This is a genomic window from Cupriavidus sp. SIMBA_020 (assembly GCF_046535395.1).
Lineage (GTDB): Bacteria > Pseudomonadota > Gammaproteobacteria > Burkholderiales > Burkholderiaceae > Cupriavidus > Cupriavidus campinensis.
The window spans coordinates 43,869-69,727 of the sequence record NZ_JAWRWU010000005.1 but is presented as its reverse complement, the minus strand read 5'-3'; the positions used below and the strand labels follow the sequence as shown (position 1 = coordinate 69,727).

At 68.2% G+C, this 25,859-nt stretch carries 23 protein-coding genes; 10 read left to right on the top strand and 13 right to left on the bottom strand.

Annotated elements, in window-relative coordinates; all coding sequences use genetic code 11:
* The first annotated feature begins 79 nt into the window (after window positions 1-79).
* From SB751_RS11755 to SB751_RS11745, 3 genes are all read left to right on the top strand, one after another.
* Complete coding sequence (locus SB751_RS11755; RefSeq protein ID WP_410748071.1) at window positions 80-1,237, top strand: iron-containing alcohol dehydrogenase; 1,158 nt, start codon at window positions 80-82, stop codon at window positions 1,235-1,237.
* Window positions 1,238-1,409: 172 nt separating this feature from the next.
* The gene (locus SB751_RS11750; RefSeq protein WP_082016542.1) at window positions 1,410-1,568 is read left to right on the top strand and encodes a DUF3309 family protein; all 159 of its coding nucleotides are present in this window, start codon (window positions 1,410-1,412) and stop codon (window positions 1,566-1,568) included.
* A 12-nt stretch (window positions 1,569-1,580) separates the two neighbouring features.
* Window positions 1,581-1,769 (top strand): DUF3008 family protein, encoded by a 189-nt coding sequence (locus SB751_RS11745; RefSeq protein ID WP_092301347.1) that lies wholly within the window; start codon window positions 1,581-1,583, stop codon window positions 1,767-1,769.
* Window positions 1,770-1,856: 87 nt separating this feature from the next.
* On the opposite strand, the gene SB751_RS11740 is transcribed toward SB751_RS11745, so the two are convergent.
* The 3 genes from SB751_RS11740 to SB751_RS11730 are packed head-to-tail and all read right to left on the bottom strand — an operon-like array spanning window position 1,857 to window position 3,883.
* Window positions 1,857-2,477 carry a ParB-like protein gene (locus tag SB751_RS11740; RefSeq protein ID WP_144196874.1) on the bottom strand — a complete coding sequence of 207 codons (621 nt, stop codon included), beginning with the start codon at window positions 2,475-2,477 and terminating at the stop codon, window positions 1,857-1,859.
* A 14-nt stretch (window positions 2,478-2,491) separates the two neighbouring features.
* Window positions 2,492-2,974 carry a hypothetical protein gene (locus SB751_RS11735; protein WP_144196873.1) on the bottom strand — a complete coding sequence of 161 codons (483 nt, stop codon included), beginning with the start codon at window positions 2,972-2,974 and terminating at the stop codon, window positions 2,492-2,494.
* Between the two features lie 51 nt (window positions 2,975-3,025).
* Window positions 3,026-3,883, bottom strand: a complete 858-nt coding sequence (locus tag SB751_RS11730) for an SDR family oxidoreductase (protein ID WP_410748070.1) — start codon at window positions 3,881-3,883, stop codon at window positions 3,026-3,028.
* A 253-nt stretch (window positions 3,884-4,136) separates the two neighbouring features.
* Between SB751_RS11730 and SB751_RS11725 the strand changes: the two genes are divergently transcribed.
* Entirely contained in the window at window positions 4,137-4,802 is a 666-nt protein-coding gene (locus SB751_RS11725) for a BON domain-containing protein (protein WP_246118921.1), read from the top strand.
* Between the two features lie 8 nt (window positions 4,803-4,810).
* On the top strand, window positions 4,811-5,476 hold the full coding sequence (locus SB751_RS11720) for a ParB/Srx family N-terminal domain-containing protein (RefSeq protein WP_250025851.1): 666 nt from the start codon (window positions 4,811-4,813) through the stop codon (window positions 5,474-5,476).
* Between the two features lie 12 nt (window positions 5,477-5,488).
* Here the strand turns inward: SB751_RS11720 and SB751_RS11715 are convergent, their stop codons facing one another.
* From SB751_RS11715 to SB751_RS11695, 5 genes are all read right to left on the bottom strand, one after another.
* On the bottom strand, window positions 5,489-6,082 hold the full coding sequence (locus SB751_RS11715; protein WP_144196869.1) for a hypothetical protein: 594 nt from the start codon (window positions 6,080-6,082) through the stop codon (window positions 5,489-5,491).
* Window positions 6,083-6,169: 87 nt separating this feature from the next.
* Entirely contained in the window at window positions 6,170-7,258 is a 1,089-nt protein-coding gene (locus SB751_RS11710) for a DNA topoisomerase IB (RefSeq protein WP_410748069.1), read from the bottom strand.
* A 148-nt stretch (window positions 7,259-7,406) separates the two neighbouring features.
* Complete coding sequence (locus tag SB751_RS11705; RefSeq protein WP_144196867.1) at window positions 7,407-8,372, bottom strand: alpha/beta hydrolase family protein; 966 nt, start codon at window positions 8,370-8,372, stop codon at window positions 7,407-7,409.
* Complete coding sequence (locus SB751_RS11700) at window positions 8,359-9,546, bottom strand: DUF3182 family protein (RefSeq protein WP_244844744.1); 1,188 nt, start codon at window positions 9,544-9,546, stop codon at window positions 8,359-8,361. Before SB751_RS11700 ends, SB751_RS11705 begins: the two co-directional genes overlap by 14 nt.
* Before the next feature lie 55 nt (window positions 9,547-9,601).
* A complete protein-coding gene (locus tag SB751_RS11695) occupies window positions 9,602-10,102 on the bottom strand; it encodes a low affinity iron permease family protein (protein ID WP_144196866.1) in 501 nt (166 codons plus the stop codon).
* Window positions 10,103-10,319: 217 nt separating this feature from the next.
* Between SB751_RS11695 and SB751_RS11690 the strand changes: the two genes are divergently transcribed.
* Window positions 10,320-10,670 (top strand): BON domain-containing protein, encoded by a 351-nt coding sequence (locus tag SB751_RS11690; protein ID WP_144196865.1) that lies wholly within the window; start codon window positions 10,320-10,322, stop codon window positions 10,668-10,670.
* Window positions 10,671-10,752: 82 nt separating this feature from the next.
* Here the strand turns inward: SB751_RS11690 and SB751_RS11685 are convergent, their stop codons facing one another.
* The 5 genes from SB751_RS11685 to SB751_RS11665 form a co-directional block, all read right to left on the bottom strand.
* Window positions 10,753-11,196 (bottom strand): PRC-barrel domain-containing protein, encoded by a 444-nt coding sequence (locus SB751_RS11685; protein WP_377731621.1) that lies wholly within the window; start codon window positions 11,194-11,196, stop codon window positions 10,753-10,755.
* Between the two features lie 107 nt (window positions 11,197-11,303).
* On the bottom strand, window positions 11,304-11,927 hold the full coding sequence (locus SB751_RS11680) for a hypothetical protein (RefSeq protein WP_211943282.1): 624 nt from the start codon (window positions 11,925-11,927) through the stop codon (window positions 11,304-11,306).
* A 102-nt stretch (window positions 11,928-12,029) separates the two neighbouring features.
* Window positions 12,030-12,449: a hypothetical protein gene (locus tag SB751_RS11675; protein ID WP_410748068.1), complete on the bottom strand. Its 420-nt coding sequence runs from the start codon at window positions 12,447-12,449 to the stop codon at window positions 12,030-12,032.
* A 231-nt stretch (window positions 12,450-12,680) separates the two neighbouring features.
* Window positions 12,681-13,487, bottom strand: coding sequence for a sensor histidine kinase (locus SB751_RS11670; RefSeq protein WP_244844740.1), 807 nt, complete (start codon window positions 13,485-13,487; stop codon window positions 12,681-12,683).
* A gap of 133 nt (window positions 13,488-13,620) precedes the next feature.
* The gene (locus SB751_RS11665; RefSeq protein ID WP_144196862.1) at window positions 13,621-15,024 is read right to left on the bottom strand and encodes a sigma-54-dependent transcriptional regulator; all 1,404 of its coding nucleotides are present in this window, start codon (window positions 15,022-15,024) and stop codon (window positions 13,621-13,623) included.
* A gap of 415 nt (window positions 15,025-15,439) precedes the next feature.
* Here SB751_RS11665 and SB751_RS11660 point away from each other — a divergent pair, with 415 nt between their 5' ends.
* The 4 genes from SB751_RS11660 to glgB all read left to right on the top strand — a co-directional run bounded on the left by SB751_RS11660 (window position 15,440) and on the right by glgB (window position 25,844).
* On the top strand, window positions 15,440-16,459 hold the full coding sequence (locus tag SB751_RS11660) for a sigma-54 interaction domain-containing protein (protein WP_144196861.1): 1,020 nt from the start codon (window positions 15,440-15,442) through the stop codon (window positions 16,457-16,459).
* Window positions 16,460-16,793: 334 nt separating this feature from the next.
* Window positions 16,794-20,171, top strand: a complete 3,378-nt coding sequence (locus SB751_RS11655) for an alpha-1,4-glucan--maltose-1-phosphate maltosyltransferase (protein WP_410748067.1) — start codon at window positions 16,794-16,796, stop codon at window positions 20,169-20,171.
* On the top strand, window positions 20,168-23,572 hold the full coding sequence (gene treS, locus SB751_RS11650) for a maltose alpha-D-glucosyltransferase (RefSeq protein ID WP_144196859.1): 3,405 nt from the start codon (window positions 20,168-20,170) through the stop codon (window positions 23,570-23,572). Before SB751_RS11655 ends, treS begins: the two co-directional genes overlap by 4 nt.
* A complete protein-coding gene (glgB, locus tag SB751_RS11645) occupies window positions 23,559-25,844 on the top strand; it encodes a 1,4-alpha-glucan branching protein GlgB (RefSeq protein WP_244844738.1) in 2,286 nt (761 codons plus the stop codon). The genes treS and glgB overlap by 14 nt, the downstream gene beginning before the upstream one ends.
* The last annotated feature ends 15 nt before the right edge of the window (window positions 25,845-25,859 follow it).

Here is a 25,859-nt window from a genome sequence, read left to right as displayed (position 1 = left end):
CCGGCCCGCCAGCATGGCACCGATTGCTGACCAAGGGCGACCCCGATCGCCCGGCCTGCCCCGATACTCCGGAGACAACATGAACCCGTTCCGCTTCCAGACCGTGCCGACGGTCATCGTCGAATTCGGCGCCGCGCGCCGGCTGGGCGCCCTGCTGCGCGAGTCGTTCCCGCAGGCCAAGCGCCTGTGCGTGGTGACCGACGGCTTCCTGGCCAAGAGCGGCCTGCTCGCGCCGGCGCTGGAAGACCTCGCCAGGCATGACTGGCAGGTGACCGTGATCGACGATGTCATTGCCGATCCGCCCGAGCACATCGTGCTGGACGCCACCGAGCGCGCGCGCCAGGCCGATGCCGAGGTGGTGCTGGGGCTGGGCGGCGGGTCGTCGATGGATGTGGCCAAGCTGATCGCCGTCCTCCTGCCCGCCACGCAGGCGCTCAAGGACATGTACGGCGTGAAGAAGGTCACCGGCGCCCGGCTGCCGCTGGTGCAGATGCCGACCACGGCCGGCACCGGGTCCGAAGTGACGGCGGTGTCGATCGTCACGACCGGCGAAACCACCAAGATGGGCGTGGTGGCGCCGCAGCTGTTCGCCGACCTCGCCATCCTCGACGCCGAACTGACACTCGGCCTGCCCCGCGCGGCCACCGCCGCCACCGGCATCGACGCCATGGTGCATGCCATCGAGGCCTACACCAGCGCCCACCTCAAGAATCCAGTCTCGGACATGCTGGCCATCCGCGCGCTGGACCTGCTCTCGCGCAACCTGATGCTGGCCTGCGACAACGGCAACGATCGCAATGCCCGGGAGGCGATGCTGCTCGGCGCGATGTTCGCCGGCCAGGCCTTCGCCAACTCGCCGGTGGCCGCCGTGCACGCGCTGGCCTACCCGATCGGCGGCATTTTCCATGTGCCGCACGGCCTCTCGAACGCCCTCGTGCTGCCGCACGTGATGAAGTTCAATGCCGACGCCGCCAGCAAGCGCTACGCGGAACTGACCGACGTGGTGCTGCCCGGCACGACCGGCAGCTGCGAAACCAAGACCGCCGCGCTGATCGCCCATATCGAAGGACTGGTGCTGGCCACCGGCATCCCGCGCACGCTGCGCGAAGTCGGCGTGAAGGAAGGCGACCTGAACCGTCTGGCCAGCGACGCCATGCTCCAGACCCGCCTGCTGGTCAATAATCCGCGCGAAGTGAGCGAGGCGGACGCGCTGGGGATCTATCGCGCGGCGTTTTGAGCAATGGCAAACTACCCTAGTTAACCCAAAGTCGTCCAATTCCTACACCGATATCAGCCCTAGACCGCCTTGGTTGTGCCGCCTGCTGTTCTACCCTGAAGTTACAAGGCAACGCTGAGGCAAGGCTTGGGCTGCGCCTCCGGAACAACAATAGGGAAACAAGGAGCACGCCATGGGTATCGGCACCATTCTTCTCATTATTCTGATTCTGCTGCTCGTCGGCGCGCTTCCGGCGTGGCCGTATAGCACGGGCTGGGGTTATTGGCCCAGCGGCGGGCTGGGTCTTATCGTTCTCATCGTGGTCCTGCTGGTGGTATTGGGCCGAATATAAGGAGTGATTGGCATGCCAGCGAAATCGAAGGCACAGCAAATGGCCGCCGGTGCGGCACTCTCCGCCAAGCGTGGAGACACCAAGGCTGGCGCGCTGAAAGGCGCGTCCAAGTCGATGTACAAGTCCATGAGCGAAAAGGAACTGGACAAGATGGCCAGCACCAAGCAAAAGGGCAAGCCGACGCACAAGGCCAAGAGCTGATCGCTGCCGCATCTCGCAGCCGCATCTCGCGGAACTTCGTGCCCCTGCCGGATCCTATCCGCAGGGGCACGAGGCATTTCAGGGGGGTTACTTCTTGCGCGGCACGCAGGGGCCAATCCATCCCGGGAGCCTGCGTGCCTTGCTGCTGCGCGCCAGCGGAATGGCGAGCGTCATCGCGCGGGCGAAGCCGGCGATGCTATGCATGTCTTCCTCCACATGGCGCCGGAAGAAGCCCGCCCAGCTGAAATCGCCGTAGGCATTGCCCGGTTTCTGGTAGGCGCCGGCGTTGCGCGTGAAGGCGGCCAGGCTGCGGTACGGGTCGTCGCGCATCCCCATCACCGTGGCGGGCAGCGCATCGACGTCCAGATGCTTGCCGTGCTCATCCACCGGATGCACATGCCCGAGCGCACGCATCTTCTTCCAGAAGGCGCTGGGCGACAGGTCGCTCAGATCGAGGTCGATGCGGACCGGCGCGGTGCGCCAGCCGAGTTCCAGCCACGCGCGCGCCCAATGGTGATGATCGGCGATATACAGCGCCCCGCCCGGCCCGGCGATGGTCCGGATGCGGTGGTCGCGCAAGAACTTGCGCATCGCGGCCGGCTCACGCGGCTGGGCGCTGACGTCCATCTTCTCATGGACCTGGTAAAAGCCCAGCGTCAATTGCGTGGGGCGCAGGGTGTCGAGATCCGCCGTTTCGGTCTTGGCCATGGATGGCACCCCAGCTAGCTGTGGCTCGATACCTGCCGGTCCACGTAATGCTCCAGCTCGCTGCCGGGGTCTTCGTTACCCGTGCTGTCCACGGCGACCGCCTCCTCGGCCACCGGCCCGGCATGGGCGGGCCGGGCGTCGCCGTTGGACTGGCTGGAATGCCGCGATGCCGCCGGCGCGGGCCAGCACTCACCCTCCGGCGTGTCCACCAGCTTGGGCTGCCGCTTCGGGTCGAAGTCGGCCCACTGCCCGCCTTCCCACGTGCCGCTGGCCCGCTCGATGTCGCAGGCGCCGCCTTCACGCAGCACGTCCGCCACTTCCTCGCGGCGGTCGCCCTTGGCGCGGGCGGCCAGCAGCACGCCCGGCGGGCGCGCGCCGCCCGGGTTGACGGACATGATCGACACATCCCAGACCGAGAACCCGCGCGCGTACAGCTTCTGGGCGATCTCCTCGGCTTCGGGGATGGAGGCAAACCGGCCGGCTACGATGGATGACATGATGTGCTCCCTTGCGATGTGTCGCGATTGATCGAATCGATACGGGCGTGGTCAACCGTTGACCACTTCGCCGCCATTGATGTGCAGGATCTGGCCGGTGATGTAGCTCGCGGCGTCCGACGCCAGGAACACATAGCCGGCCGCCACCTCGAAAGGCTGGCCGGGCCGCCCAATCGGCGTCTTCTTGCCGAACGCGGCCACTTCCTCCTCGGTGAATGTGGACGGAATCAGCGGCGTCCAGATCGGCCCCGGGGCCACGCCGTTGACGCGGATGCCACGCTTGACGATCTGGAGCGCCAGCGAGCGCGTGAACGACACGATGGCCCCCTTCGTCGCCGAATAGTCGAGCAGATGCCCGCTGCCGCGGTAGGCGGTCACTGACGTCGTGTTCAGGATCGACGCACCCTTCTGCAGGTGCGGCAGCGCGGCGCGCGTAACGTGGAACATCGCGAAGACGTTGGTCCGGAAGGTAGCTTCCAGCTGGCTGGTGCCGATGTCGTCCAGCGAATCCTGCGGATGCTGCTCGGCGGCGTTGTTGACCAGGATGTCGAGCCGGCCGAACTGCTTGACGGTCTGGGCCACCACCTCGTCGGCATGACTCACGTCGGCCAGATCCCCGGCGATGACCAGTGCCCGACGGCCCGCCTGTTCGATCAGGCTTGCGGTTTCCTTCGCGTCGCCATGTTCGTCCAGATAGGCGATGGCCACGTCGGCGCCCTCGCGCGCGTAGGCCACGGCGATGGCGCGGCCGATGCCGCTGTCGCCGCCCGTCACCAGGGCGACCTTGCCTGCCAGGCGCCCGCTCCCCACGTAGTCATCGGCGCCGCTGTCCGGGCGCGGTTCCATCTCGCTTTCCAGACCCGGCTGGCGCTGCTGATGCTGGGGCGGTACCTGCTTCGGTGTAGCCATGACAATACCTTTTGGGATGGGATTCGAAATGGGATGTCAGGCAAAGTCAGCGCAAATTCCATGCCGCGCGCCGTGGCGCGCCCGCCATGGAAGGTCAGGCGGCGCGCGCCCTCGCCGCGCGTAACGGTTACAACGTGTGGCAAGGATTGCACCCGCCGCCCCGCGCGACGGGCATCGCGCACATCGCCCCGGCACGGGTGCGCGCGGCATGGAACTTGCAGCTGGGCGAACACCGAACCGCAAGGAGCGCGACATGTTCAATTTCCGAGGAGACCGCGGTACCAGCCGCGTGGGCCGCGCCAAGCCCGAGCCGGCCAGCCCGACGCATGAGGACTGGGGACAGGAATGGGGCGAAGACTGGCGCGGCGATCCAACCTCCCCCAACTGGCGCGAGCAGGCCGAGCGCGACCGCGCGCAACGCGGCGGCCAGCCAACCTATGGCGGCGCCGGCTACTACGGCGACAGCCGCAGCGGCGGGCAGTCGTACAACGGCGCCCAACGCGTGTATCCGGGCGACCCGGGCTATCGCGAACACCCCACGCGGCCGCAAACACTCTCCGGCACCGGGGTGGGCAGCCGCCGTCCAGTGGGCCCCAAGAACTATGAACGGCCCGACGCGCGCGTGCTGGGCGATGTGTGCGACCGCCTGGCCCACCACCCCGACGTGGATGTGTCCGATGTGACCGTCGATGTCGACAAGGGCCTGGTCAAGCTCGGCGGCACCGTGGGAGACCGGCGCCAGAAATACATCGTCGAGGAAATCGCCGATGCCGTGTACGGCGTGAAGGACGTGGAGAACCAGATCCGCGTGCGCCGGCCGGGCGAGGCCGCCGATTCCGCCCAGCGTGACAGCATTGGTAGCTGGGCTGCCGGCGACGAAGCCACCCCCTCCCCCGAACGCACGCTCAACAAGAGCTGAGACCCCCCATGGCAAAACCTCTGCGCGAAGGCGCAAAGCTGATGGTGCCGATGGATCATCTGCGGCCCACGCAGATCACCATCGGCGCCTACCACGTCGCACAGAAAGTTCATGTCACGCGGCGCCTGTCGCATGCCGACCTGCCCGCGTTTCTCGACAAGCACCGCGTCCACGTGGTGCTCGGCCCGGAGCACACGCTGTACGTGGTGGATCACCATCACTGGGTTCGTGCCTGGCATGAGATGGGCATGGAGATGGTTCCGGCGCACGTGCGGGAAGACCTGAGCCATCTGTCGCAGCGCAAGTTCTGGGCATACATGGTGGATAACCACATGGTCCACCCGTACGACGAGCAGGGCCGGCGCCAGCCCATCAAGGCGCTGCCGCCGGACATCCATGCCATGCGCGACGATCCCTACCGCAGCCTGGAGGCGTTCGTGCAGCTTTCCGGCGGCTATCGCAAGGTCAAGGCGGCCTATCCGGATTTCCGCTGGGCCGACTTCTTCCGCAAGCACATCGACGGGCCGTTCGACACCCATCACGGCTTTGCCACCGCACTCGCCCGTGCAGTGCAACTGGCGCTGAGCACCAAGGCGCGCGGGCTGCCCGGCTATATCGGGCCGTGCCGCAAGCGGCCGGCTGGGTCAAAGACGGCCAGCAAGAAGAAGGCTTAGTCAGACACCCCTTCAGGCGCCGCGGTCCAGCGGCGCGTTGGGGCGCGGCGTATCGGGGCGCGGCGATTGCGCCGGCTGCGGTGCATCGCGCCGGTCGGGGGCGTCGCCCCGGCGCGCCAGGTCGCGCGCCTGCGTCAGCACGCAGCACAGCAGGTAATAGGCACGCTTGAATTCGTTGGCGGCTTCGCGCGTACAGCCATTGGCGGCCTGCCGGAAGCCCGCGTCGAGCCGGGCCTCGATGCCGCTTTCCCATTCCGCTTCCGTGAACAGATGGCGTGCACGGTTGCGCCAGAGCGCCATCGTCGACATCTGCCGACTAGCCAGCGTGGAGGGCTCCCAGCGCCCCTCGCCATTGCCGAGGTCCAGGCGCATCTCGCACAACGCCTGCATCAGCACGCGCGCCTGCCGGAGATCCCGCCCGCGTAGCGGCCGGACCGTGCCACCGCGCCCCTTGCAGGGAACCGTGGCCAGCCGTGGCATCGGCACTTCTTGATGGTTGTGGTTGTTGAGGGCTGCAACGATGGACTCCGCTTGCGGGTAGTCCTGATGCACCGTTTCCTGATGGTTGCCGTCAATACTCAGGCAACTGAAGACTGCGTTTTCCACCTTGGCCTCTTGCTAGACTCGCTACGCTGTTGTTATGCATTGGTAGGCGTAGCAATGCAATTGCCATGCCGGACAACACCGCCTCGCTCATGCTGCTTTGCGAGGCGTCGCCGCCGGCGCACAGGTGCTCTCCAGCAGCGCCAGCAGGCGCGCTTCGTCGGCACGCAGGCGCACGCCGGCACGCGGGGCCGGCAAGGCTTGCAAGGTGTCATCCATGAAGGCCGCGAGCACATCCGGGTGTACGTAGCATTTTCGACAGACGGCCATGGTGTTGCGCAGCCGCTGCGCCACTTCGCGGATGACCTCGGTCACGGCCTTCTTGCGCGCGGTCTCGCTGTCGGCCGTGGTCTTGCGCAGCAGCGCCAGCGCGTGGACGCTGCCGGCCCAGGTGCGGAAGTCCTTGGCCGTGAAATCGCCGCCGGTCACCTCCTGCAGGTAAGCGTTGACATCGACCGAGCCGATCTCGCGGATCTCGCCCTCCCCGTCCTTGAACTTGAACAGCCGCTGGCCTGGCAGCTCCGTGCAGGTGCGGACGATGCGGGCCAGCCGCGCATCGTTGACGGACACATCGTGGGTCACACCGCTCTTGCCCGTGAACTGGAAGCGCAGGCGGCTGCCGCGCACCGCCACGTGGCGCCGGTGCAGCGTGGTCAGCCCATAGGTGCGATTCTGCCGCGCGTAGCGCAGCGTGCCGACGCGCACGAGGGTGGCGTCCAGCAATGTGACCACAGCAGCGAGGATCTTCTCGCGCGGCATGCCGTTGCGCGCCAGGTCGCGGGCCAGCCGCCCACGCAGGCGCGGCAACGCATGCCCGAAGGCCATCAGGCGGGTGTACTTGTCGGTGTCGCGCAGCGCGGCCCAGTCCGGGTGATAGAGGTATTGCTTGCGGCCGCGCGCATCGCGGCCCGTGGCCTGGAGATGCCCAGCGGGATCGGCGCAGATCCATACCGACTCGTAGGCCGGCGGAATCGCCAGGGCCTGGATGCGCGCGAGCGTGGCCTTGTCATCGATCCGCTTGCCCTTGGCATCGACGTAGTAAAAGCCCGCGCCCGCGCGGCGCCGCGTGATCCCCGCCTCGCCGTCATCGGCATGGCGCAACCCCACGGCGCGCAGCGCCGCGTCGACCGGTTGCTCGGCAGTCTCTGCGGGCGAAGGGGTGACGGACGCGGGGCTCATGTGGCTCCGCCAACGCACAAGGCATGCCAGCCGATAGCCGCTTCAGACGCGGCCACTTACACGGCTATTGCAAAAAATTCCGGCGCGTCTGGCAGAAACCACACGACCTGCAATCGCTACAAAGCGATCTTCGCGGGACGCCCCGGGGCTACTTGCGGGTCGATGGCGCCGACGCCGCAATCACCTGCGGATCGTTCTCGTCATCGGCATCGCCAGCCGCCACGGCGGTCTCGTTGTCGTCCTCATCGGGTGCCAGGCCGGCATCGGCCCGCGGCGGGGGTGGCTTTTGCCGCGCTACCGTGAATTCGGGGGATGGGGTCGACGTCGCCTTGACGGTGGAGGATGCACTCGGCCGGGGCGGCGCCACCGCCGGGCCGGTACGCGCTTCGGTCACCATCTCGCGCAGCCATCCCACCAGCAGCTTGCCGTAGGCGCGCTGGTGGTCTTCCGTCGAAAGACCGTGGTCGGCGCCTTTCAGTATCCGGTAAGTGATCGACCAGGCCTCGCAGCAGGCGTCCACGTAGCTGAGTACCGCCGCGTGGGGCACGATGTTGTCATGCTGGGATTCCACCACCAGCACATCGCCTTTGAAGTTGGTGCAGGCGCGCAGCGCCCGGTTGGTATCGGGGGCCACCACCTTGCGCCGGTAGGCCACCAGATCCTGGTCGTGGTGCAGCTGCCGCTTGGGCGACTCCCATCCGCTATCCATGTAGAGCGCCGGGGCGCGCAGGGCCAGCCAGCGCACCGGGCGCAGTTCGCAGAGTACGGCGGCAAGGTAGCCGCCGTAACTGCTGCCCACCACGGCGATGGCATTGCGGTCTACCTCGGGGTGCCGCACCAGCACGTCATAGGCAGCCAGCACATCGGCCAGGTTGCGCATGCGGCTGACGGTTTCGTATTGCGCGGCGGTACCGGCGTGACCGGTCAGGTCGAAAGTCATGCAGACGCAGCCCAGACCGGCCACCTCGCGCGCGCGCGCCAGGTATTGCTGCTGGCTGCCGCCCCACCCGTGCACGAACAACACGCCGGGGAGCTTGGTGGCCGGCGTGATCAGCGTGCCGGCGATGGTGCCGCCATCGGTATGGATCTGTAACGATTCCTCATGTGTGGCCATCAGAACTGGACTCCAGAATTGCATACTTCGTCAACGGGCCGACGTTGCGGTCTTCTCCCTGGTAATAGACGTCCGCGCCGGGCGGCACGGGTACGTCGGTGCCATAGATCTCGCGCGTGCTGGCGGTGGCCCTCACGCATTGGGGGTCGGCCTGGAACGCCGCCAGCGCGGCCAGTTCGGCCCCGGTGGCGCCGCCCACGCGCCAGGACTGTTCGAGCACGCCCAGCCGCTGCCGGCCGTTGTCGGTGCCCATCGCCACGTCGTAGTTGCAGCGGGAGACCATCGTGCCCGGATAGCACGCCACCGCGGCGGCGTGATAGGCCAGCGCGGCCTGCACGGCCTCGCGCAGATGCGCCTCGATCGGATGCGCGCACAGGTCTTCCAGCGAGCCCCGCACCACGCGCAACGTGGAGCCGCCATAGACCAGTTCGCCGGCGTGGTTGCGGGTGAGGCCCTGGGTGCCGCAATAGCTCGCGCGCAGGTCCCCCACTTCCACTTGCCCGACGCTGAAGGTGGTCACGTCCTCGAGGTTGCGTTCGAGCACCAGCCCTTCGCGCTCGATCTGCCGGGCGTCCAGCGCCGCCAGTGCGGCGTCGAGTTCGGCGGCGTTCGCCACCACCTGCTGGCCGAGTCCGCCGATGCCGCGCGGCTCCTTCACGCGAACCTTGCCCCCCCCCAGCATGGCCTGCCCGGCCCGCCGCGCATCCTCCACCGAGAACGCGGTGTAGCCCGGCAAGACGTACGGCTCGATGCGCGCGCCGAAGTCTTGGCTCCAGCCCTCCGGGGCCCTGGCATCGGGCGCAACCAACCCGTGGGAAATCGCCTTCGTGCCAACGAAATCGTGCGGCACCACGCCACCGAGCAGGTCGTGCAGGCTGGCGATGCCGAGCTGGTGCGCGCTGTCGATGCCGGTCAGCGTGTCGGCGGGCACGAAGTAGAGGCGGTCCGTCGCGGCGCCGTGGGTCACGGCGTCGTAGCTGCCCGCGTAGCGGAAGCCAGCCAGTGCCGCCACGCGCTCCGCGATGTTCCGCAGCGTGGTGCCCGGATGGCTAGCCGGGTCGTCGCAATCGGCGCGCCCATAGACCACTACGCGCACCTCGCGTGGCTGGGCCAGCGGCGCCGGCTCGGAGGATGTCGTCGAAACTGCTGGATTCGGAGTTGCCGGGGTGGCCAAAATGGTCTCCTCAGGGAACAGACGTGCCAGGAATGTGGAGCCAGATCCATGCCAGCTAGGTGGCGGGCTCGGCATCGGCGTGGGCGGCACCCGATTCACGTGCCGCGTGCCGCGCGCGCCGTTTCGCGGCGTGGTTTTCGTTGGCGTCGTCCAGGGAGTGGCTGCACTTCACCCCGCCCTCCCGGTCCGCCAACTCGGCCAGATGGCGATAGAACAGCACCAGTTGCCGCAACTCGTCCTCGTCGAGTTCCTCGATCGAGATCAGATGGTTGCTCGCCGGCTTGCTCGACGCCAGCAACTCGTTCAGCTTCAGGTGCACCGCCATCGAGTCCTTGTTCTGACTCTGCTGGATCAGGAACACCATCAGGAAGGTGATGATCGTGGTGCCGGTGTTGATGACCAGCTGCCAGGTCTCCGAATAGCCGAAGATCGGGCCGGTCACGGCCCAGATCACTACCACCAGCAGAGCCAGCACGAAGGCCGCCGGCGAGCCCGCATGGCGCGTAGCGGCGCCGGCGAAGTGATCGAACAGATGCATGATCCGGTGCTGCTTCATGAAAGGCTCCTGCGGAAACACATGACTGTCTACATTGTAGAGAGCGGACCGTGGCCCGATCAGGCGGCGGTGTCCTACAAGGCTGTCAGCGCGTTGTGACGCGTCGTTTTTACAAGACAGCGCCGGCTTGGGCGGCGCCTCCGATGCGGCGCCGCAGGCATGCCGATTGCGTCGCACGCCCATGCAGGACTCTTGTTACCCAGTGAAAGGAAGCGCCATGCAGACCGAAACCCAGGACACCGCCCGGACCAGTCCAGACGAAGACGACGAATTGCTGCGCGAACGCGTGGGCACATGCATCGCCGAAGCGTGCGGCGGCGACATGCCCGATGGCGTGGCCGTGCACGTGGTAGACCGGCGCGTCACGCTCACGGGCCGCGTGGAGGACATCGACCTGTCGCAACGGCTTGAGAAAGCCGCCGCCACGCCACCGGGCATTCTCGGTGTGTCGAACCAGCTCAGCACGCGGGTACCGCCGCCCCCGGAGCCTGCCGGACAGCCTGCGGCCAGCGGCATGCGCGCCGATCCGTCGAGCAAACCCTCGGGGCAGGTCAACCACAAGGTCTGAAGCCGGTCTGAGCCGGTCTGAGCCCCTCCTCCGCGCAACGAAAAACCGGCGCCCTCGGGCGCCGGCTTTGTTCGATTGGGCCTCAAGCCCACGGATCGTACCGATCCTTCTCCCAGTACGGCGAAATGCCGTAGTACTCGTGGATCGTGGTGGCCCACTGCGAGTTCGCCATGGTCGGCCAGTGCTCCTTGTCGAAACCCGGCGCCGCCTTGATGCGTTCGCGCTCCACGCCCAGCACGAAGCACTTGCGCCGCGTGTCCAGCGTCAGCGCCGACCACGGCAGGGCGTGCAGTTTCTCGCCAATGCCGAGGAAGCCGCCCATCGCCAGCACCGCATAGGCGATGCGGCCGCCCAGCACGTCGAGCATGATGTGGTCGATAGTGCCGATCTCCTCGCCCGAAGGGTCCACCACCTTGTTGCCCTCGAGCGTATCGGACGCCATCACGAACGGTCCCGGGCCGGCACTGTGCTGCTCCGCCCCGCCGATGATGGCTGCGCCCTTCGCTCCGGGCCCGCTGGGCGGCATGCCGGGCGGTTCTGGCGTGTTGTCTATGCGATGCATGGCTGCTCCTCTTGTGAAGGGGTGAAAGGCATGGTGATAAAAAAACCGCGCGGTGCCTACGCCTACGCCTACTACTGCTGCCGCGCGCGAGCTGAATCTTCCCCGACCAACGGACCCGCCGGCACCGGCGGCGCCAACGGATCGAAATCTTCCCAGCGGCCATCGCGCCACTGGCCTTCGGCACGCTCGACGTCTGCCGCGCCGCCCTGCCGCAATTCGTTGGCCACCAGCGCCGTGTTATCCGGCGAGACGTGCGCGGCCAGCAGCACGCCGGCGTGCCGCATGCGAACCTCGCCGGTGCGCGGATCGCGCTTGCCGGCGCTCGTCATCGACAGCGCACCCATCAGCGACCCGCCATAGGCGCCCACGCCCGTGGCAATCGCCAGCGTCAGCACGATCACCCAGGGCTGCGGCGGCGTGGCGAACCACGCGCGCACGGCGGCGGCCAGGCAGATCCCCACGGCCGCGCCCAGCGCCGCGCCAATCATCAGGCCCCGTCCGGCACCCTTGCCGGACTGTCGGGCCGCCGGGTCCACCGCCTGGTCGCCCCCGATCGGGTACGTGGCATGCTGGCCGGCCGGGTTCACATAGAACAGACTGAGGTCCTGCTCGCTCACCCCCTTGGCCCGCAAGCGGGCGGCGGCGGTCTCTGCGTGGTCAAACGTATCGAATCGTCCTGCGATGATCGTAGACATACGGATGCTCCGTTCAAAGCGTTGATGCGGTACAGATGTGCCAGGGCGCACGAAGAATCACAAGCGGCCACCCCAAAGGCAGGGGGCCGCTTGTGATTCAGGCTACTTCTTGCCGGACTTGGCCGTGCTCTTGTCCTTGGGGGCGGATTGGGCGGATTTGCCGGACTTGCCAGCCTTGCCGGACTTGCCCGCCTTGTCGCTGGCGCCCTTCCGTTCAGCGGCAGCCTTGCCGCTGGCCACCTGGTGCTCGCTACCCTTCTTCAGGGTCCAGTCCACGTCATCACGCCTGGTGGTGGTCTTTTTCTCGGCATGCAACGCCGCGCTCGGTGAAATCGGGTCGCTGGCCGGGAACGTCATGTCGAGCGAATCGTCCACGGCGGCCTGATAGGTCTTCTTTTTGGGCTTGTCCTTCTCGTGCTTGCCATCCGCCTTCTCGGCGCCGGTGATGGCAGGCGCTGCAGGATGATTGGCAGCCGTGGGGAAGGGGTTCTGCGATCCCTTGGAAGCGTGGGCTTTCTGCATGGCATCTCTCCTGTTGGGTATCGAGTTCGGGTCCCCTCATGGCGGGGCTCCACGGATAACCATGCAAACGCTGGGCCAGCGGGTGGGTCACCTGAAAGGGCTGCGGCCAGCGCGCGCCAGGCGTCATTGCCGCCGCTTTTTCAGGCGGCGGAAAGGGGGCGGATGGGTGCAGATTGTGCTGGATGCGGTAAAAAATGCCGGAATGCGGCAGAGCGGCAGAACGACTAAGGGTCAGACGGCCGGCCGGCGCGGAATGCGCACGGCGATGCAGACGCTGACGTTGTCGGCGTCGCAGTTATCGTTCTCGGCAGTCAGCTGGGCGCCCTGCAGTTCCACCATGCGCCGCGTGAGCAGCAGCGCCGTGCTCTGCCGGGGCGAGTGGGCACCGGCTTCGGCCACGCTGCGCCCGAAGAAGTCGGTCAGCACCGCCAGCCGGGAGGCCCCGCGCGAGCGGTCCAGCGGCGGGCTCTCGGAGATGCGGAATTTCACGTAGTCGGCCTCGGCCACCAGGTGCACACGCACCGATCCGCCGGCCGGCGCGCGCCAGATGCAATGGATCAGCAGATGGCGCAGCAGCGGCGCCAGGCGCAGCCCGTCGCCCTGCACGCAGAAGTCCGCCCCGCCCGGGCTCTGGCATTCCAGCGAGGCCAGGATCACGCCGCGTGCTTCGGCCGCCGCGCGCTTGTCCGCCATGGCTTCCTCCGCGGCCGCGCGCAGGTCCGTGGTTTCCCATTCCGGCTTGCGCTCGTCGGCCAGCAGGCGCACGGCCTCCTCCATTTCCTCGATCAGCGCCAGCTGCTGCTGCATGCCGGAACGGATGCCGTCGAGCGCGCGCTGCGCCGGGGCTGCCGGGGTGTCGATGGAGCGGTCCAGCACGTAGCCCCAGCTCTGGATCGCGTTCAGTGACGAGCGCAAATCATGGGACGCCTGCTCGATCAGCGCGGCCACCTCGGCGATACTGCGCACGGCCGGGAACGCGAGGTCCCCGGCGGCGCGGTCGTGCGAGGGTTGTGGAGTGGGGCTGGGTGCGTCGGCCATGGCCATCTTCAGGTCAGCTCAGTCAGAGCGTGTCAATCGAAAGGAATCCGCCAAAGCGGTCTTCATGCAAGAACCATGCACCGGCAAGCCCGGCGCTGCGGATTTCCTGTCACCACCCTGCCAGCGCCCGCCCTTACGAGGCAGCGGGCGGGCCGGAGTCGCCATTACGGGACGCGCGCAGCCATTCGGGCAGTTCGCCCTTGGCGGCATAGTCTTCCAGCCGGTTGTACAAAGTCTTCAAACTGATACCCAGAATCTCCGCCGCGTGCTTCTTCACGCCCGAGCACTGCTCCAGCGTGGCGAAGATCAGCTGGCGGTCCGCCTCGGCCAGGGACATGCCCACCGGCACCGACACAACCGCCGTGCCGGCCGAGGGCGCCGCCGCCACTTGCAGCGGAATCTGTACCTCGGTAATCACATCCTGGTCGGCCATGATGTAGGCGCGCTGCACGAAGTTGCGCAGCTCGCGCACATTGCCGGGCCAGGCGTGCATGCGCAGGCTCTCCAGCACACTCGCCGAAAAGCGCCGCTGGGTGCCCTGCTCGCCGTTCAGCTGTTCCAGCATGGTGTTGGCGATCTGCACCACGTCGTCGCCGCGCGCGCGCAGCGGCGGCAGCTCGATCGGAAACACGTTGAGCCGGTGGTACAGGTCGGCGCGCAGCTTGCCCTCGGCCACGGCTTCCTCGGGGTTGCGGTTGGTGGCGGCCAGCACGCGCACATCGGCGTGCTGCTCGCGGTTGGTGCCCACGCGCATGAAGGTGCCGGTCTCGAGCACGCGCAGCAGCTTTACCTGCAGCTCCAGCGGCATCTCGGTAATTTCGTCCAGGAACAGCGTGCCGCCGTCGGCGCGTTCGAAATAGCCCTTGTGCTGGCGATCGGCGCCGGTGAAGCTGCCGCGCTCATGGCCGAACATCTCGGTTTCGATCAGCGTGGGCGAGATCGCGCCGCAGTTCACGGCCAGGAACGGCTGGCGCCGGCGCGCGGACAGCTCGTGCACGGTCTGCGCCGCCAGTTCCTTGCCCGTGCCGCTCTCGCCAATCAGCAGCACGGTGGCCTCGGTCGGGCCAACCTTGCTCAGTTGGTCGTAGACCGCCTGCATGGCTTCGGAACTGCCCAGCAGCCGGCCAAAGCGCCCGTAGCGGCGCAACTCGCCGCGCAGCGAATGGATTTCCGCCTTCAGCTCGCCGGTAGTGGCAATGCGCTTGAGGACGGTCTGGAGCCGCGTGACGTTGATCGGCTTGACGAGGTAGTCGGTGGCGCCCAGGCGCAGCGCCTCCACGGCGCTCTCCACGCTGGCGTAGCCGGTGGTCAGGATGACTTCCACGCCGGACGAGCCCACTTCCTCGAACAGCTCCATGCCGCTGCCATCGGGCAGGCGCAGGTCGGCCAGCACCGCATCGGGCATGCGCCAGCCAATCTGGAGGCGCGCCTCGCGCAGGTTGCCGGCGGTGGCGGAGGAAAACCCCTCGATCGCGACAATTTCTGCCAGCGCCGCGCAAGCGTTTTCGTCGTCGTCTACGATCAGGATGTGTGGCATAGGCTGCGCTGGGGTCCGTTGGCGCGGGATTCCTGTCGGAAATCGGTCCGGAGTCTGATTCTCATGGGCCCGTTGGCCTTTCGATTCGGTGGATGCGGAGTGGTTGTGCGGCGCTGCCGCGATGACAAACCGCCTGGCAAAGGTCTCGCAAAGGTCTGGCTAAGGTTGGCAAAGGTCTCGCCGTGCAACGGGCGGCACAGGCCGCAAGATAGGCTGAAGTCTAGCCACAGCCTCTTGGCCGATATGCCGGTGTCCGTCTGACACAGGTGTCGGACCTTTCCGCGACGGGGCCTTGGGCGGTAGCCACCCGTAACGCGACCAGTTAGCATTAAAGCATCAATGACCAATCCGATGCCGTCGGCCCCCTTCCCCCACTTTCCTGGGATGGCGGGCGCAGGCGGCCACACTGCCACCCGTGTCAACCACCGCGACGCTTCCTTCCGCACGTTCCTCGGCGCCCCCGCCGCGCGCGCCGGGCCGCCGTGCCGCGCCCGGGCAGGTTTCCCTGCTCTGGGAGAGTACCGCGCCAGCCATGCAGCGGCTGATCACCCAGCTCAACCGGGTGGCGGCAACGGACGTGACGATGCTCGCCGTGGGCGAGAGCGGCAGCGGCAAGGAAGTGGTGGCGCGGGCCGTGCATGAACGCAGCAGCCGCGCCGGCGGCCCGTTCGTGGCGGTGAACTGCGGCGCCATCGCCCCCACGCTGATCGAATCGGAGCTGTTCGGGCACGAGAAAGGCGGCTTCACGGGCGCGCTGGAGCAGAAGGCCGGCTACTTCGAGCAGGCTCAGGGCGGTACGCTGTTCCTCGACGAAGTTACCGAAATGCCGGTGGAGATGCAGATCAAGTTGCTGCGCGTGCTGGAGAGCCGCAACTTCCACCGCGTGGGCGGCGATACCCTGCTGGTGAGCGACGTCCGCATCCTGGCTGCCACCAACCGCGACCCCATGGAAGCCGTGCGCGACGGCCAGTTGCGCGAGGACCTGCTGTACCGGCTGGCGGTCTTCCCGCTCCATATTCCACCGCTGCGTGAACGCACCGAAGACATCGTCCCGCTGGCGCGGCATTTCCTGGCCGAATTCAACGCCATGGAACAGACCGAGAAGGCATTTTCGGCCAGCACGCTGGAGCGGCTGGTGCGCTATGACTGGCCCGGCAATGTGCGCGAACTCAAGAATTCCGTTTATCGCGCCTATATTCTGGCCGATAAACTCGTGGAAATCGGCAATCCCAATCTCTCCAGCCAGCCGATGCGCCCCACTACCGTCGATGGCGTGGTCAGCGTGCGGGTGGGAACGACCCTGGCCGATACCCAGCGGGAGATTATCCTGGCCACGCTGGCGCGCTTCGACGGCGACAAGCGACAGGCCGCCAAGGCGCTTGGCATCAGCCTGAAGACGCTCTATAACCGGCTGGATGTCTATCGGGCGGGATAATGGCCCGGCACCCGCTGAAAATCGTCCCCGCCGCTTGGCGGGGATTTTTTTGCCGATTTACTTCCCGCCGGAATGCCGATTATCGCCATCATTTATCGATAGCCTTCCGCCCCATCGGATTTCGCGAAAGCCGTATTCCTTACTTTACATCCGCCGGCCACCGTGTATTTCTTACATATACGGTCCGGACGCGCGGCCGGACGCATCGGCCCCCTGCCCTTGCTGCACCGCAGTTCCCGGCCCGCGCGCCCCCCGACCCCGCCGCGTTGGCACAGCCTTCGCGTGCCGGGTCTGAATCGGCGCGCAGGTGGCGCCACGGCCAAGGACCTGTCACGTGCGAATCTGCCAACTGAACCTGACCGATTCCCGAACGGTGGACCCGGAAACGCTCGCGCGCACCGCCACACTCGGTTTCGACCATGTATTGCTGGCCGGCTGGGCCATCCCACATATCCGCCCCGACCTCCTGGCATCGACCTTTGCGGCGTGCCGGTCACATGGGCTGCTTCCCCTGCTCGATCTCTCCCTGGACCGCTTTCCCGCTGAGGCGGCGGCCATGCACGATGGCTGGGTGGACCATGCCCGCCCCGCCGGCAGCCCGGACGCCACGGACAGCCACCTGCCCGGCGTGCGGCTGCGCTGGTACGACGAGGGGCTCGCCCCCGCCCTGGTGGCATGGTGGAGCGCCCAGATCCGCGAAGCGATCGATGCCGGCGCTGCCGGCTTCTGCTGCCGCGCGCCATCGCGCGTGCCGGGCCGGCATTGGGCAGAGATCATCGAGACCGCCGGGCGGGGCAGCAGCAAGAACGGCGGCGATCCCGTGTTCCTCGCCTTCACCCCCGGCACCCATCCGCAACAGCTGGCCGACCTGGCCCTCGCCCCGTTCGACGGCGCGTTCTGCTCGCTCCCGTGGTGGGACTACCGCAGCGCGTGGCTGACCGAGGAGATGGCGCGCCTGCGCCCCTTCGGCCGCGTGCTGGCCGCACCCGCGCTGGCGCCCGATGGCACTGACGTGCTGGCCGCCCGCCGCGCGCTGTGGACCGCCGCCGCCATTGGCGACGGGCTGATGGTGCCCGCCGGCTTCGAGACCGGCGCCCAAGGGAGCGCCCCCGAAGCACAGTCCGATGGCCATCCCGATGACATCGTCGATGCCCCCTACGACCTCACCCACGAGCTGATCCAGTGCAACGCGTGGCTGGCCGCGCGCGATCCCGCGCCGGCCGTCGCGGTCCGGCAGGTCAGCGGCCCGGACGCCCCCCTGACCGTGCTGGCCCGCCTGCCGCGCCACCTCGCTAATGGCTCCAATGGCTCCAATGGCGCCACCGGCCCCAGCGCGCTGACCGTGGTGCTGAACCCCAGCCCGATCGAGCCGGCCTCGTTCGGCGCGGACCGCGTGCTGAGTGCGCTGCCGCAGGCCGCCGCCACGCTGCGATCCGCCGATGGCGGCCCCGGCGGCACGCTACACGCCGCCAACCAGCTCGACCCCAGCGCGACCATCACCCTGGCGCCTGCCGATATCCGCCTGTATGAAGCGCTGCCGGTCAGCGCGCAGCCCCGCGCGCGCCGCAATGGCAGCGGCAATGGCAGCGGCAATGGCAATGGCAATCACCGCAAGGCCATCGACCGCGACCTGGCCACCGCCATGCAGGCGCCGCGCGTCGCCATCGAGAACCTGGCCCCCACAGCCGACCACGGCCGCTTTGCCGTGCGCCGCACGGTGGGCGAGCGCGTGGAGGTCACCGCCGATATCTGGATGGACGGCCACGACAAGCTTGCCGCCGCCGTGCTGTGGCGCGCGCCGGGCGAGCAGGTCTGGCATGCCTCGCCAATGGAACCCGTCATCAACGACCGCTGGCGCGGCAGCTTCCCGATCGTGGCGCTGGGCCGCCATGAGTTCACTGTCGAAGCATGGCGCGATACCTTCGCGAGCTGGCTCGACGAGATCGGCAAGAAACGCAAGGCCGGCGTGGACGTGACGCTGGAGATCGAGGAAGGCGCCCGGCTGGTGGCCGCCACGCTGGACACCCCCGAGGGCAGCGCCATCCCCGATGCCGGCGCGCTGCTGGCAGAACTGAAAGCCGCCGCCGGCGACGACGCCCTGCGGCTCGAAATCCTGCTCTCCCCGCGCACCGGAACCGCCATGCACGCCGCCATGGACACGCCCGCCGGGCGCCCGTTCATCAGCCGCCATCCCACGGTGATGCCGGTGGAGGCAGACCGCCTCGCCGCCCGCTTCGCCAGCTGGTACGAGCTGTTCCCGCGCTCGGAAAGCGGCGACGAGAACCGCCATGGCACCTTCGACGACGTGATCCGCCGGCTGCCGGCCATCCGTGCGATGGGCTTCGACGTGCTCTACTTCCCGCCGATCCACCCCATCGGCCAGGCGCACCGCAAGGGCCGCAACAACAGCCTCAAGGCCGAGCCGGGCGACGTGGGCAGCCCTTACGCCATCGGCAGCGCCGAAGGCGGCCACGATGCCCTGCACCCGCAGCTCGGCACGTTCGAAGACTTCCAGCGGCTGCGCCGCGCCGCCGCCGACCACGGCCTGGAGCTGGCCCTCGACTTCGCCATCCAGTGTTCTCCAGACCACCCGTGGCTGCGCGAGCATCCCGAGTGGTTCTCCCACCGGCCGGACGGCACGCTGCGCTACGCCGAGAACCCGCCCAAGAAGTACGAGGACATCGTCAACGTCGATTTCTACGCGCCTCCGCCCGCCGGCGAGCATCTCTGGCAGGCGCTGCGCGACGTGGTGATGTTCTGGGCCGACCAGGGCGTGCGCATCTTCCGGGTGGACAACCCGCACACCAAGCCGCTGCCGTTCTGGGAGTGGATGATTGCCGACGTGCGCGCCAAGCACCCGGACACGCTGTTCCTGGCCGAGGCCTTCACGCGGCCCAAGATGATGGCGCGGCTGGCCAAGCTCGGCTTCTCCCAGTCGTACACCTACTTCACCTGGCGCAACACCAAGGCCGAGCTGACCGAGTACATGACCGAACTGACGCAGACCCCGCTGCGCGAGTTCTACCGCCCGCACTTCTTCGTCAACACGCCGGATATCAACCCGTACTTCCTGCACGACGGTGGCCGCCCGGCGTTCCTGATCCGCGCGGCGCTGGCGGCGCTGCTCTCCGGGCTCTGGGGCATGTACAACGGCTTCGAGGTCTGCGAGGGCGCGCCGCTGGTGCTGAACGGCGTGGAGCGCGAGGAATACCTCGACTCCGAGAAGTACCAGATCCGCGTGCGCGACTGGAACCAGCCGGGCAACATCGTGGCCGAGATCTCGCGGCTGAACCAGATCCGCGCCAGCCATCCGGCCCTGCAGGACCACCTTGGCGTGCGCTTCTACCACGCCAGCGACGACGCGGTGCTGTACTTCGCGCGCTACGTGCCGGCCGAGCCCGGTGTCCCTGCAGGAGGAGGGGGAGGAGGAGGACCCGGCGGCGGCAAACCGGGCAGCGGCCCCACCTTCGGCAGCGACGTGCTGCTGGTGGCCATCAGCCTGGACCCGCGCGCGCCGCGCGAATCCGCGATCGAACTGCCGCTGTGGGAGTGGGGCCTGCCCGACCACGGCACCCTGCAGGCCGAGGAGTTGATGTCCGGCCGCCGCTTCACCTGGACCGGCAAGGCCCAGCGCATCCGCCTGAATCCGCATGAACTGCCGTTCGCGCTGTGGCACGTCCGGCCCCAACAACAAACCGGAGATACGGCATGAAGCGCGCATCCGACCGCGTCAGCGCCGCCCTGCTCAACGCCGACCCGCTCTGGTACAAGGACGCGGTCATCTATCAACTGCACATCAAGTCGTTCTATGACGCCAATGGCGATGGCGTCGGCGACTTCGCGGGGCTGCTGGCCAAGCTGGACTATCTGGTCAACCTCGGCGTGGACACGATCTGGCTGCTGCCGTTCTATCCCTCGCCGCGCCGCGACGACGGCTACGACATTGCCGACTACCGCAACGTGCACCCGGACTACGGCACGCTGACCGAGGCGCGCCGCTTCGTTGCGGCGGCCCACGCGCGCGGGCTGCGCGTGATCACCGAGCTGGTGATCAACCACACCTCCGACCAGCACCCGTGGTTCCAGCGCGCGCGCAAGGCCAGGCCCGGCTCGGCGGCCCGCAACTACTATGTGTGGTCCGACAACGACCAGTCCTACGCCGGCACGCGCATCATCTTCTGCGACACCGAGAAGTCGAACTGGAGCTGGGACGCCGAGGCCGGCGCCTACTTCTGGCACCGCTTCTATTCGCACCAGCCGGACCTGAACTTCGACAACCCGCAGGTGCTCAACGAGGTGCTGAGCGTGATGCGGTTCTGGCTCGATATCGGCATCGACGGCCTGCGGCTGGACGCCGTGCCCTATCTGGTGGAGCGCGAAGGCACGACCAACGAGAACCTGCCCGAGACGCACGAGGTCATCCGCAAGATCCGCAGCCACCTGGACGAGCGCTACGCCGGCCGCCTGCTGCTGGCCGAGGCCAATATGTGGCCGGAAGACGCCCAGCAGTACTTCGGCGGCGCGAGCGGGGGCGGCACGGCCGACACCACCGGCGCGGCCAGCCCGGACGGCGGCGTGGTGGGCGACGAATGCCACATGGCCTTCCACTTCCCGCTGATGCCGCGCATGTACATGGCCATCGCCCGGGAAGACCGCTTCCCGATCACCGACATCATGCGCCAGACCCCCGAGGTGCCGCCGAACTGCCAGTGGGCGATTTTCCTGCGCAACCACGACGAACTGACGCTGGAGATGGTCACCAGCAGCGAGCGCGACTACCTCTGGGAGGTCTACGCCTCCGACCGCCGCGCGCGCATCAACCTCGGCATCCGCCGCCGGCTGGCACCGCTGATGGAGCGCGACCGCCGCCGCATCGAGCTGATGAACAGCCTGCTGTTCTCGATGCCCGGCACGCCGGTGATCTACTACGGCGACGAGATCGGCATGGGCGACAACATCCACCTCGGCGACCGCGACGGCGTGCGCACGCCGATGCAGTGGTCGCCGGACCGCAACGGCGGCTTCTCCCACGCCGACCCCGAGCGGCTGGTGCTGCCGCCGCTGCAGGGGCCGCTGTACGGCTATGAAGCGGTCAACGTGGAGGCCCAGAACCGCGACCCGCACTCGCTGCTGAACTGGATGCGCCGCATGCTGGCCCTGCGCCGGCAGCATCACGCCTTCGGGCGCGGCACGCTGCGCTTCCTCTTCCCCGGCAACCGCAAGGTGCTGGCCTACCTGCGCGAGTTCGACGGCGAGCACGTGCTGTGCGTGGCCAACCTGTCGCGCGCGCCGCAGGCGGTGGAGCTGGACCTCTCGCAGTTCCAGGGCCGCGTGCCGGTGGAGATGCTCGGCGCCACGCCCTTCCCCGCCATCGGCCAGCTGACCTACCTGCTCACGCTGCCGCCGTATGGTTTCTACTGGTTTGTGTTGAGCGAGGACGCCCAGCCGCCTTCCTGGCACGTGGATGCTCCCGAGCAAATGGCCGATCAAATCACCCTGGTGCTCCAGAACAACGCTGGCCGCTCGGAGCTCACCGAGTCCGCCCGCCGCGCGCTGACCACCGAAGTCCTGCCGATCTACCTCGCGCGCCGGCGCTGGTTCGCCTCGAAAGGCGACCGCATCGAGCGCGTGAGCGTGGCCTATGCGTGGCCGATCGCCCGGGTCGGCAACAACGAGGAGGTGTTCCACTGCGAGGTCGAGGTGACCCTGCCGGGCCGCGTCGAGTGCTACCAGCTGCCGGTGGCGCTGCTGTGGGACCGCGAGAACACCGAAGGCATGCCGCAACTGATGCACGGCCTGTCCATGGCGCGCGTGCGCCGGGGCAGCCGCGTGGGCGTGGCCACCGACGGCTTTGTGGTGGAAGCCTACGCGCGCGCCGTGGTCAAGGCCATGCGCGACGGCACCGAGGCGCCGACCCCGCACGGCGTGATCCGCTTCCTGCCCGAGCCCGGGCTGGCCGACGTCACGCTGGAGGACCAGCCCGTGCAATGGATGTCCGCCGAGCAGTCGAACAGCTCGCTGGCCTACGGCAACAACAGCGTGCTCAAGCTGGTGCGCCGCGTGGCGGGTGGCATCCACCCCGAAGCCGAGATGACGCGCTACCTGACCAGCCACGGCTACACGCACTCCGCGCCGCTGCTGGGCGAGGTGGTGCGCACCGGCGCCGACGGCACGCCGCATACGCTGATGCTGCTGCAGGGCTACATCCTCAATCAGGGCGATGGCTGGGACTGGACGCTCGACTACCTGAGCCGCCTGATCGACGACGCGATGCCCTCCGAAGACGCCAATGGCGAGTTCGTCGAGGCCATGGCCGGCTATTCGACCATGGTCGGCACGCTGGGCCGCCGCCTGGCCGAGCTGCACGCCGTGCTGGCCCAGCCCACCGACGAGGCCGCCTTCTCGCCTGAACCCGCCACCGAGGCCCAGGCCGAGGAATGGGCCGAGGGCGCGCTGCAGTCCCTCAACGAGGCGCTCGATTTGCTCGAGGCGCGCCGCGAGAACGCCACCGGCGCCTTCGCCACGGATATCGAAACGCTGCTCGCCGCGCGCGGCAAGCTGCCCAAGCTGGTGGCGCGGCTGGCGCAGGCCGCCCCGGGCAGCCTCCAGACCCGCATCCACGGCGATTTCCACTTCGGGCAGGTGCTGATCGCCCAGAGCGACACCTATATCGTCGATTTCGAAGGCGAGCCGCGCCAGCCGCTGGCCTTCCGCCGGCGCAAGACCTCGCCGCTGCGCGACGTGGCCGGCCTGCTGCGCTCGCTGGACTACGCGGCGGCCACGGTGGGCACGGACCGCCACGAGCGCACCCACGCCACGCTGCCGCCCGCGCTGGCGGAGCGCCGCGCGGCGCTGCTGGAGCGCTTCCGCAGCGCTGCCAGCCAGGCGTTCCTGCACTGCTACCAGCTGTCGATGCAGGCCGCGCCGCGGCACTGGGCCCAAGCTGGAGAAGCTGGGCAGATGGGACAGTTGCTCGACCTGTTCCTGCTTGAGCGCGCCGCCTATGAAGTGGGCTACGAAGCCGCCAACCGCGTGGCATGGATCGACCTGCCCACCAGCGGGCTGGCCCGGCTGGTCCGCAAGCTGCTGGGAGCCAACGATGGCACGAACTGATAGCGCCACGATGGAACCGGCCCCGACGCTGCCCGACGCCGTGATCGACGCCCTGCTGCAAGGCCGGCTGGCCGATCCGTTCGGCGTGCTCGGCCCCCACCGGGACGAGCACGGCGTGGTGGTGCGCGCCATCGCCCCCGGCGCCGAATCGGTCTCGCTGGCCGACCGGGCGGGCAAGCCGATCACCGCGGCTTCACCGATGACCGCGATGACTGCCCTGCACCCCGGCGGCGTGTTCGCCGGCCGCCTGCCCGACGCGGAGCCGCCAAAGCCGGGCGACTACCGCCTGCTGATCCGCTGGCCGGACGGCAACGAGCAATGCAGCGCCGACCCCTACGCCTTCGGCCTCTTGCTGGGCGATCTGGACCTGCACCTGCTCAACGAAGGCCGCCACCTCGAACTCGGCAACTGCCTCGGCGCGCAATGCCTGACCGTCGATGGCGAAGCCGGCGTGCGCTTCGCGGTGTGGGCGCCCAACGCCCAGCGCGTGTCGGTCATCGCCGATTTCAATGGCTGGAACCCGGTGCGCCACCCCATGCGCCTGCGCCACGGCGCCGGCATCTGGGAGCTGTTCATCCCGGAGGCGCTCGGCGCCCACGGCGGCAGCCGCTACAAGTACGACATCATCGGCGCGCACGGCCATGCCCTGCCGGACAAGGCCGACCCGGTGGCGCTGGCCACCGAGCCGCCGCCCGCCACGGCGTCCGTGGTGGCCTGCCGCGGCCACGGCGCCCCGCCGTTCCAGTGGAACGATCAGGCGTGGATGGACAAGCGCGCCCGCACCGATCCCTACGCCGCGCCGATGTCCGTCTACGAACTCCACGCGATGTCCTGGCAGCGCGCCGCCAATGACACCGCGCAAGGCTGGGAGATCCTGGCCGACCGGCTGGTGCCCTATATCCGCGATCTCGGCTTCACGCATATCGAGCTGCTGCCGATCACCGAGCACCCGTTCGGCGGCTCCTGGGGCTACCAGCCGCTGTCGCTGTTCGCGCCCACCTCGCGGCTCGGCCCGCCGGAACAGTTTGCTGCCTTTGTCGACCGCTGCCATCAGGCCGATATCGGCGTGATCCTCGACTGGGTGCCCGCGCACTTCCCCACCGACCCGCACGGGCTGGCCGAATTCGACGGCACGGCGCTCTACGAGCACCAGGACCCGCGCGAAGGCTTCCATCAGGACTGGAACACGCTGATCTACAACCTCGGCCGCAACGAGGTGCGCGGCTTCCTGCTGGCGGGGGCGGTGCACTGGCTCGAGCAGTTCCATGCCGATGCGCTGCGCGTGGACGCCGTGGCGTCCATGCTCTACCGCGACTACAGCCGCGAGCCGGGCCAGTGGGTACCCAACCGCTTCGGCGGGCGCGAGAACCTGGAGGCCGTGGCCTTCCTGCGCGACCTCAACACCATCGTCCACGAACGTTGCCCCGGCGCGCTGACCATCGCCGAGGAATCCACCGCATGGCCCGGCGTAACGGCCAGCGTGGCGTCCGGCGGGCTCGGCTTCGACTTCAAGTGGAACATGGGCTGGATGCACGACTCGCTGCGCTACCTGAGCCAGAACCCCATCCACCGTCCCTGGCATCACAACGAGCTGACCTTCGGCCTGGTCTACGCGTGGTCCGAAGCCTTCGTGCTGCCGCTTTCGCACGATGAAGTGGTGCACGGCAAGGGGTCGATGATCGGCAAGGCACCCGGCGACGACTGGCAGCGCTTTGCCAACCTGCGCGCCTACTACGGCTTCATGTGGACGCACCCCGGCAAGAAGCTGCTGTTCATGGGCGGCGAGTTTGCCCAATGGCGCGAGTGGAACCACGACGAGGAACTCGACTGGCCGCTGCTGGACCAGCCGCTGCACCGTGGCGTGCACTCGCTGGTGCGCGACCTGAACCGGCTGTACCGCGAGCTGCCGGCCCTCCACGCTCTGGATCACCGGCCCGAGGGCTTCCAGTGGATTGTCGGCGATGACCACCAGAACAGCGTCTTCGCCTACCTGCGCCGCGCCGCGCCAGACAGCCAGGAGGTGGTGCTGGTGGTGGTCAACATGACCCCCGTGCCGCGCGAGGGGTATCGCCTCGGCGTGCCGTTCGCCGGCGACTGGGAGGAATGCCTGAATACCGATGCCGGCTACTACGGCGGCAGCAACCTCGGCAACGGCGGCCGCGTGGAGGCGGCCAACGCGGCGTCGCACGGCCAGCCGGCCTCGGTCACGCTGACCCTGCCGCCGCTGGCGACGCTGGTTCTCCGCTACAAGCCGGATGGGCCACCCGGCTGACCCCTGCGCGCACGA

Excerpts from the sequence above, each read along its gene's own strand:
- SB751_RS11755 (WP_410748071.1), top strand. The coding sequence starts at position 80 with ATGAACCCGTTCCGCTTCCAGACCGTGCCGACGGTCATCGTCGAATTC.
- SB751_RS11750 (WP_082016542.1), top strand. The coding sequence starts at position 1,410 with ATGGGTATCGGCACCATTCTTCTCATTATTCTGATTCTGCTGCTCGTC.
- SB751_RS11745 (WP_092301347.1), top strand. The coding sequence starts at position 1,581 with ATGCCAGCGAAATCGAAGGCACAGCAAATGGCCGCCGGTGCGGCACTC.
- SB751_RS11740 (WP_144196874.1), bottom strand. The coding sequence starts at position 2,477 with ATGGCCAAGACCGAAACGGCGGATCTCGACACCCTGCGCCCCACGCAA.
- SB751_RS11735 (WP_144196873.1), bottom strand. The coding sequence starts at position 2,974 with ATGTCATCCATCGTAGCCGGCCGGTTTGCCTCCATCCCCGAAGCCGAG.
- SB751_RS11730 (WP_410748070.1), bottom strand. The coding sequence starts at position 3,883 with ATGGCTACACCGAAGCAGGTACCGCCCCAGCATCAGCAGCGCCAGCCG.
- SB751_RS11725 (WP_246118921.1), top strand. The coding sequence starts at position 4,137 with ATGTTCAATTTCCGAGGAGACCGCGGTACCAGCCGCGTGGGCCGCGCC.
- SB751_RS11720 (WP_250025851.1), top strand. The coding sequence starts at position 4,811 with ATGGCAAAACCTCTGCGCGAAGGCGCAAAGCTGATGGTGCCGATGGAT.
- SB751_RS11710 (WP_410748069.1), bottom strand. The coding sequence starts at position 7,258 with ATGAGCCCCGCGTCCGTCACCCCTTCGCCCGCAGAGACTGCCGAGCAA.
- SB751_RS11705 (WP_144196867.1), bottom strand. The coding sequence starts at position 8,372 with ATGGCCACACATGAGGAATCGTTACAGATCCATACCGATGGCGGCACC.
- SB751_RS11695 (WP_144196866.1), bottom strand. The coding sequence starts at position 10,102 with ATGAAGCAGCACCGGATCATGCATCTGTTCGATCACTTCGCCGGCGCC.
- SB751_RS11690 (WP_144196865.1), top strand. The coding sequence starts at position 10,320 with ATGCAGACCGAAACCCAGGACACCGCCCGGACCAGTCCAGACGAAGAC.
- SB751_RS11685 (WP_377731621.1), bottom strand. The coding sequence starts at position 11,196 with ATGCCGCCCAGCGGGCCCGGAGCGAAGGGCGCAGCCATCATCGGCGGG.
- SB751_RS11680 (WP_211943282.1), bottom strand. The coding sequence starts at position 11,927 with ATGTCTACGATCATCGCAGGACGATTCGATACGTTTGACCACGCAGAG.
- SB751_RS11675 (WP_410748068.1), bottom strand. The coding sequence starts at position 12,449 with ATGCAGAAAGCCCACGCTTCCAAGGGATCGCAGAACCCCTTCCCCACG.
- SB751_RS11670 (WP_244844740.1), bottom strand. The coding sequence starts at position 13,487 with ATGGCCGACGCACCCAGCCCCACTCCACAACCCTCGCACGACCGCGCC.
- SB751_RS11665 (WP_144196862.1), bottom strand. The coding sequence starts at position 15,024 with ATGCCACACATCCTGATCGTAGACGACGACGAAAACGCTTGCGCGGCG.
- treS (WP_144196859.1), top strand. The coding sequence starts at position 20,168 with ATGAAGCGCGCATCCGACCGCGTCAGCGCCGCCCTGCTCAACGCCGAC.
- glgB (WP_244844738.1), top strand. The coding sequence starts at position 23,559 with ATGGCACGAACTGATAGCGCCACGATGGAACCGGCCCCGACGCTGCCC.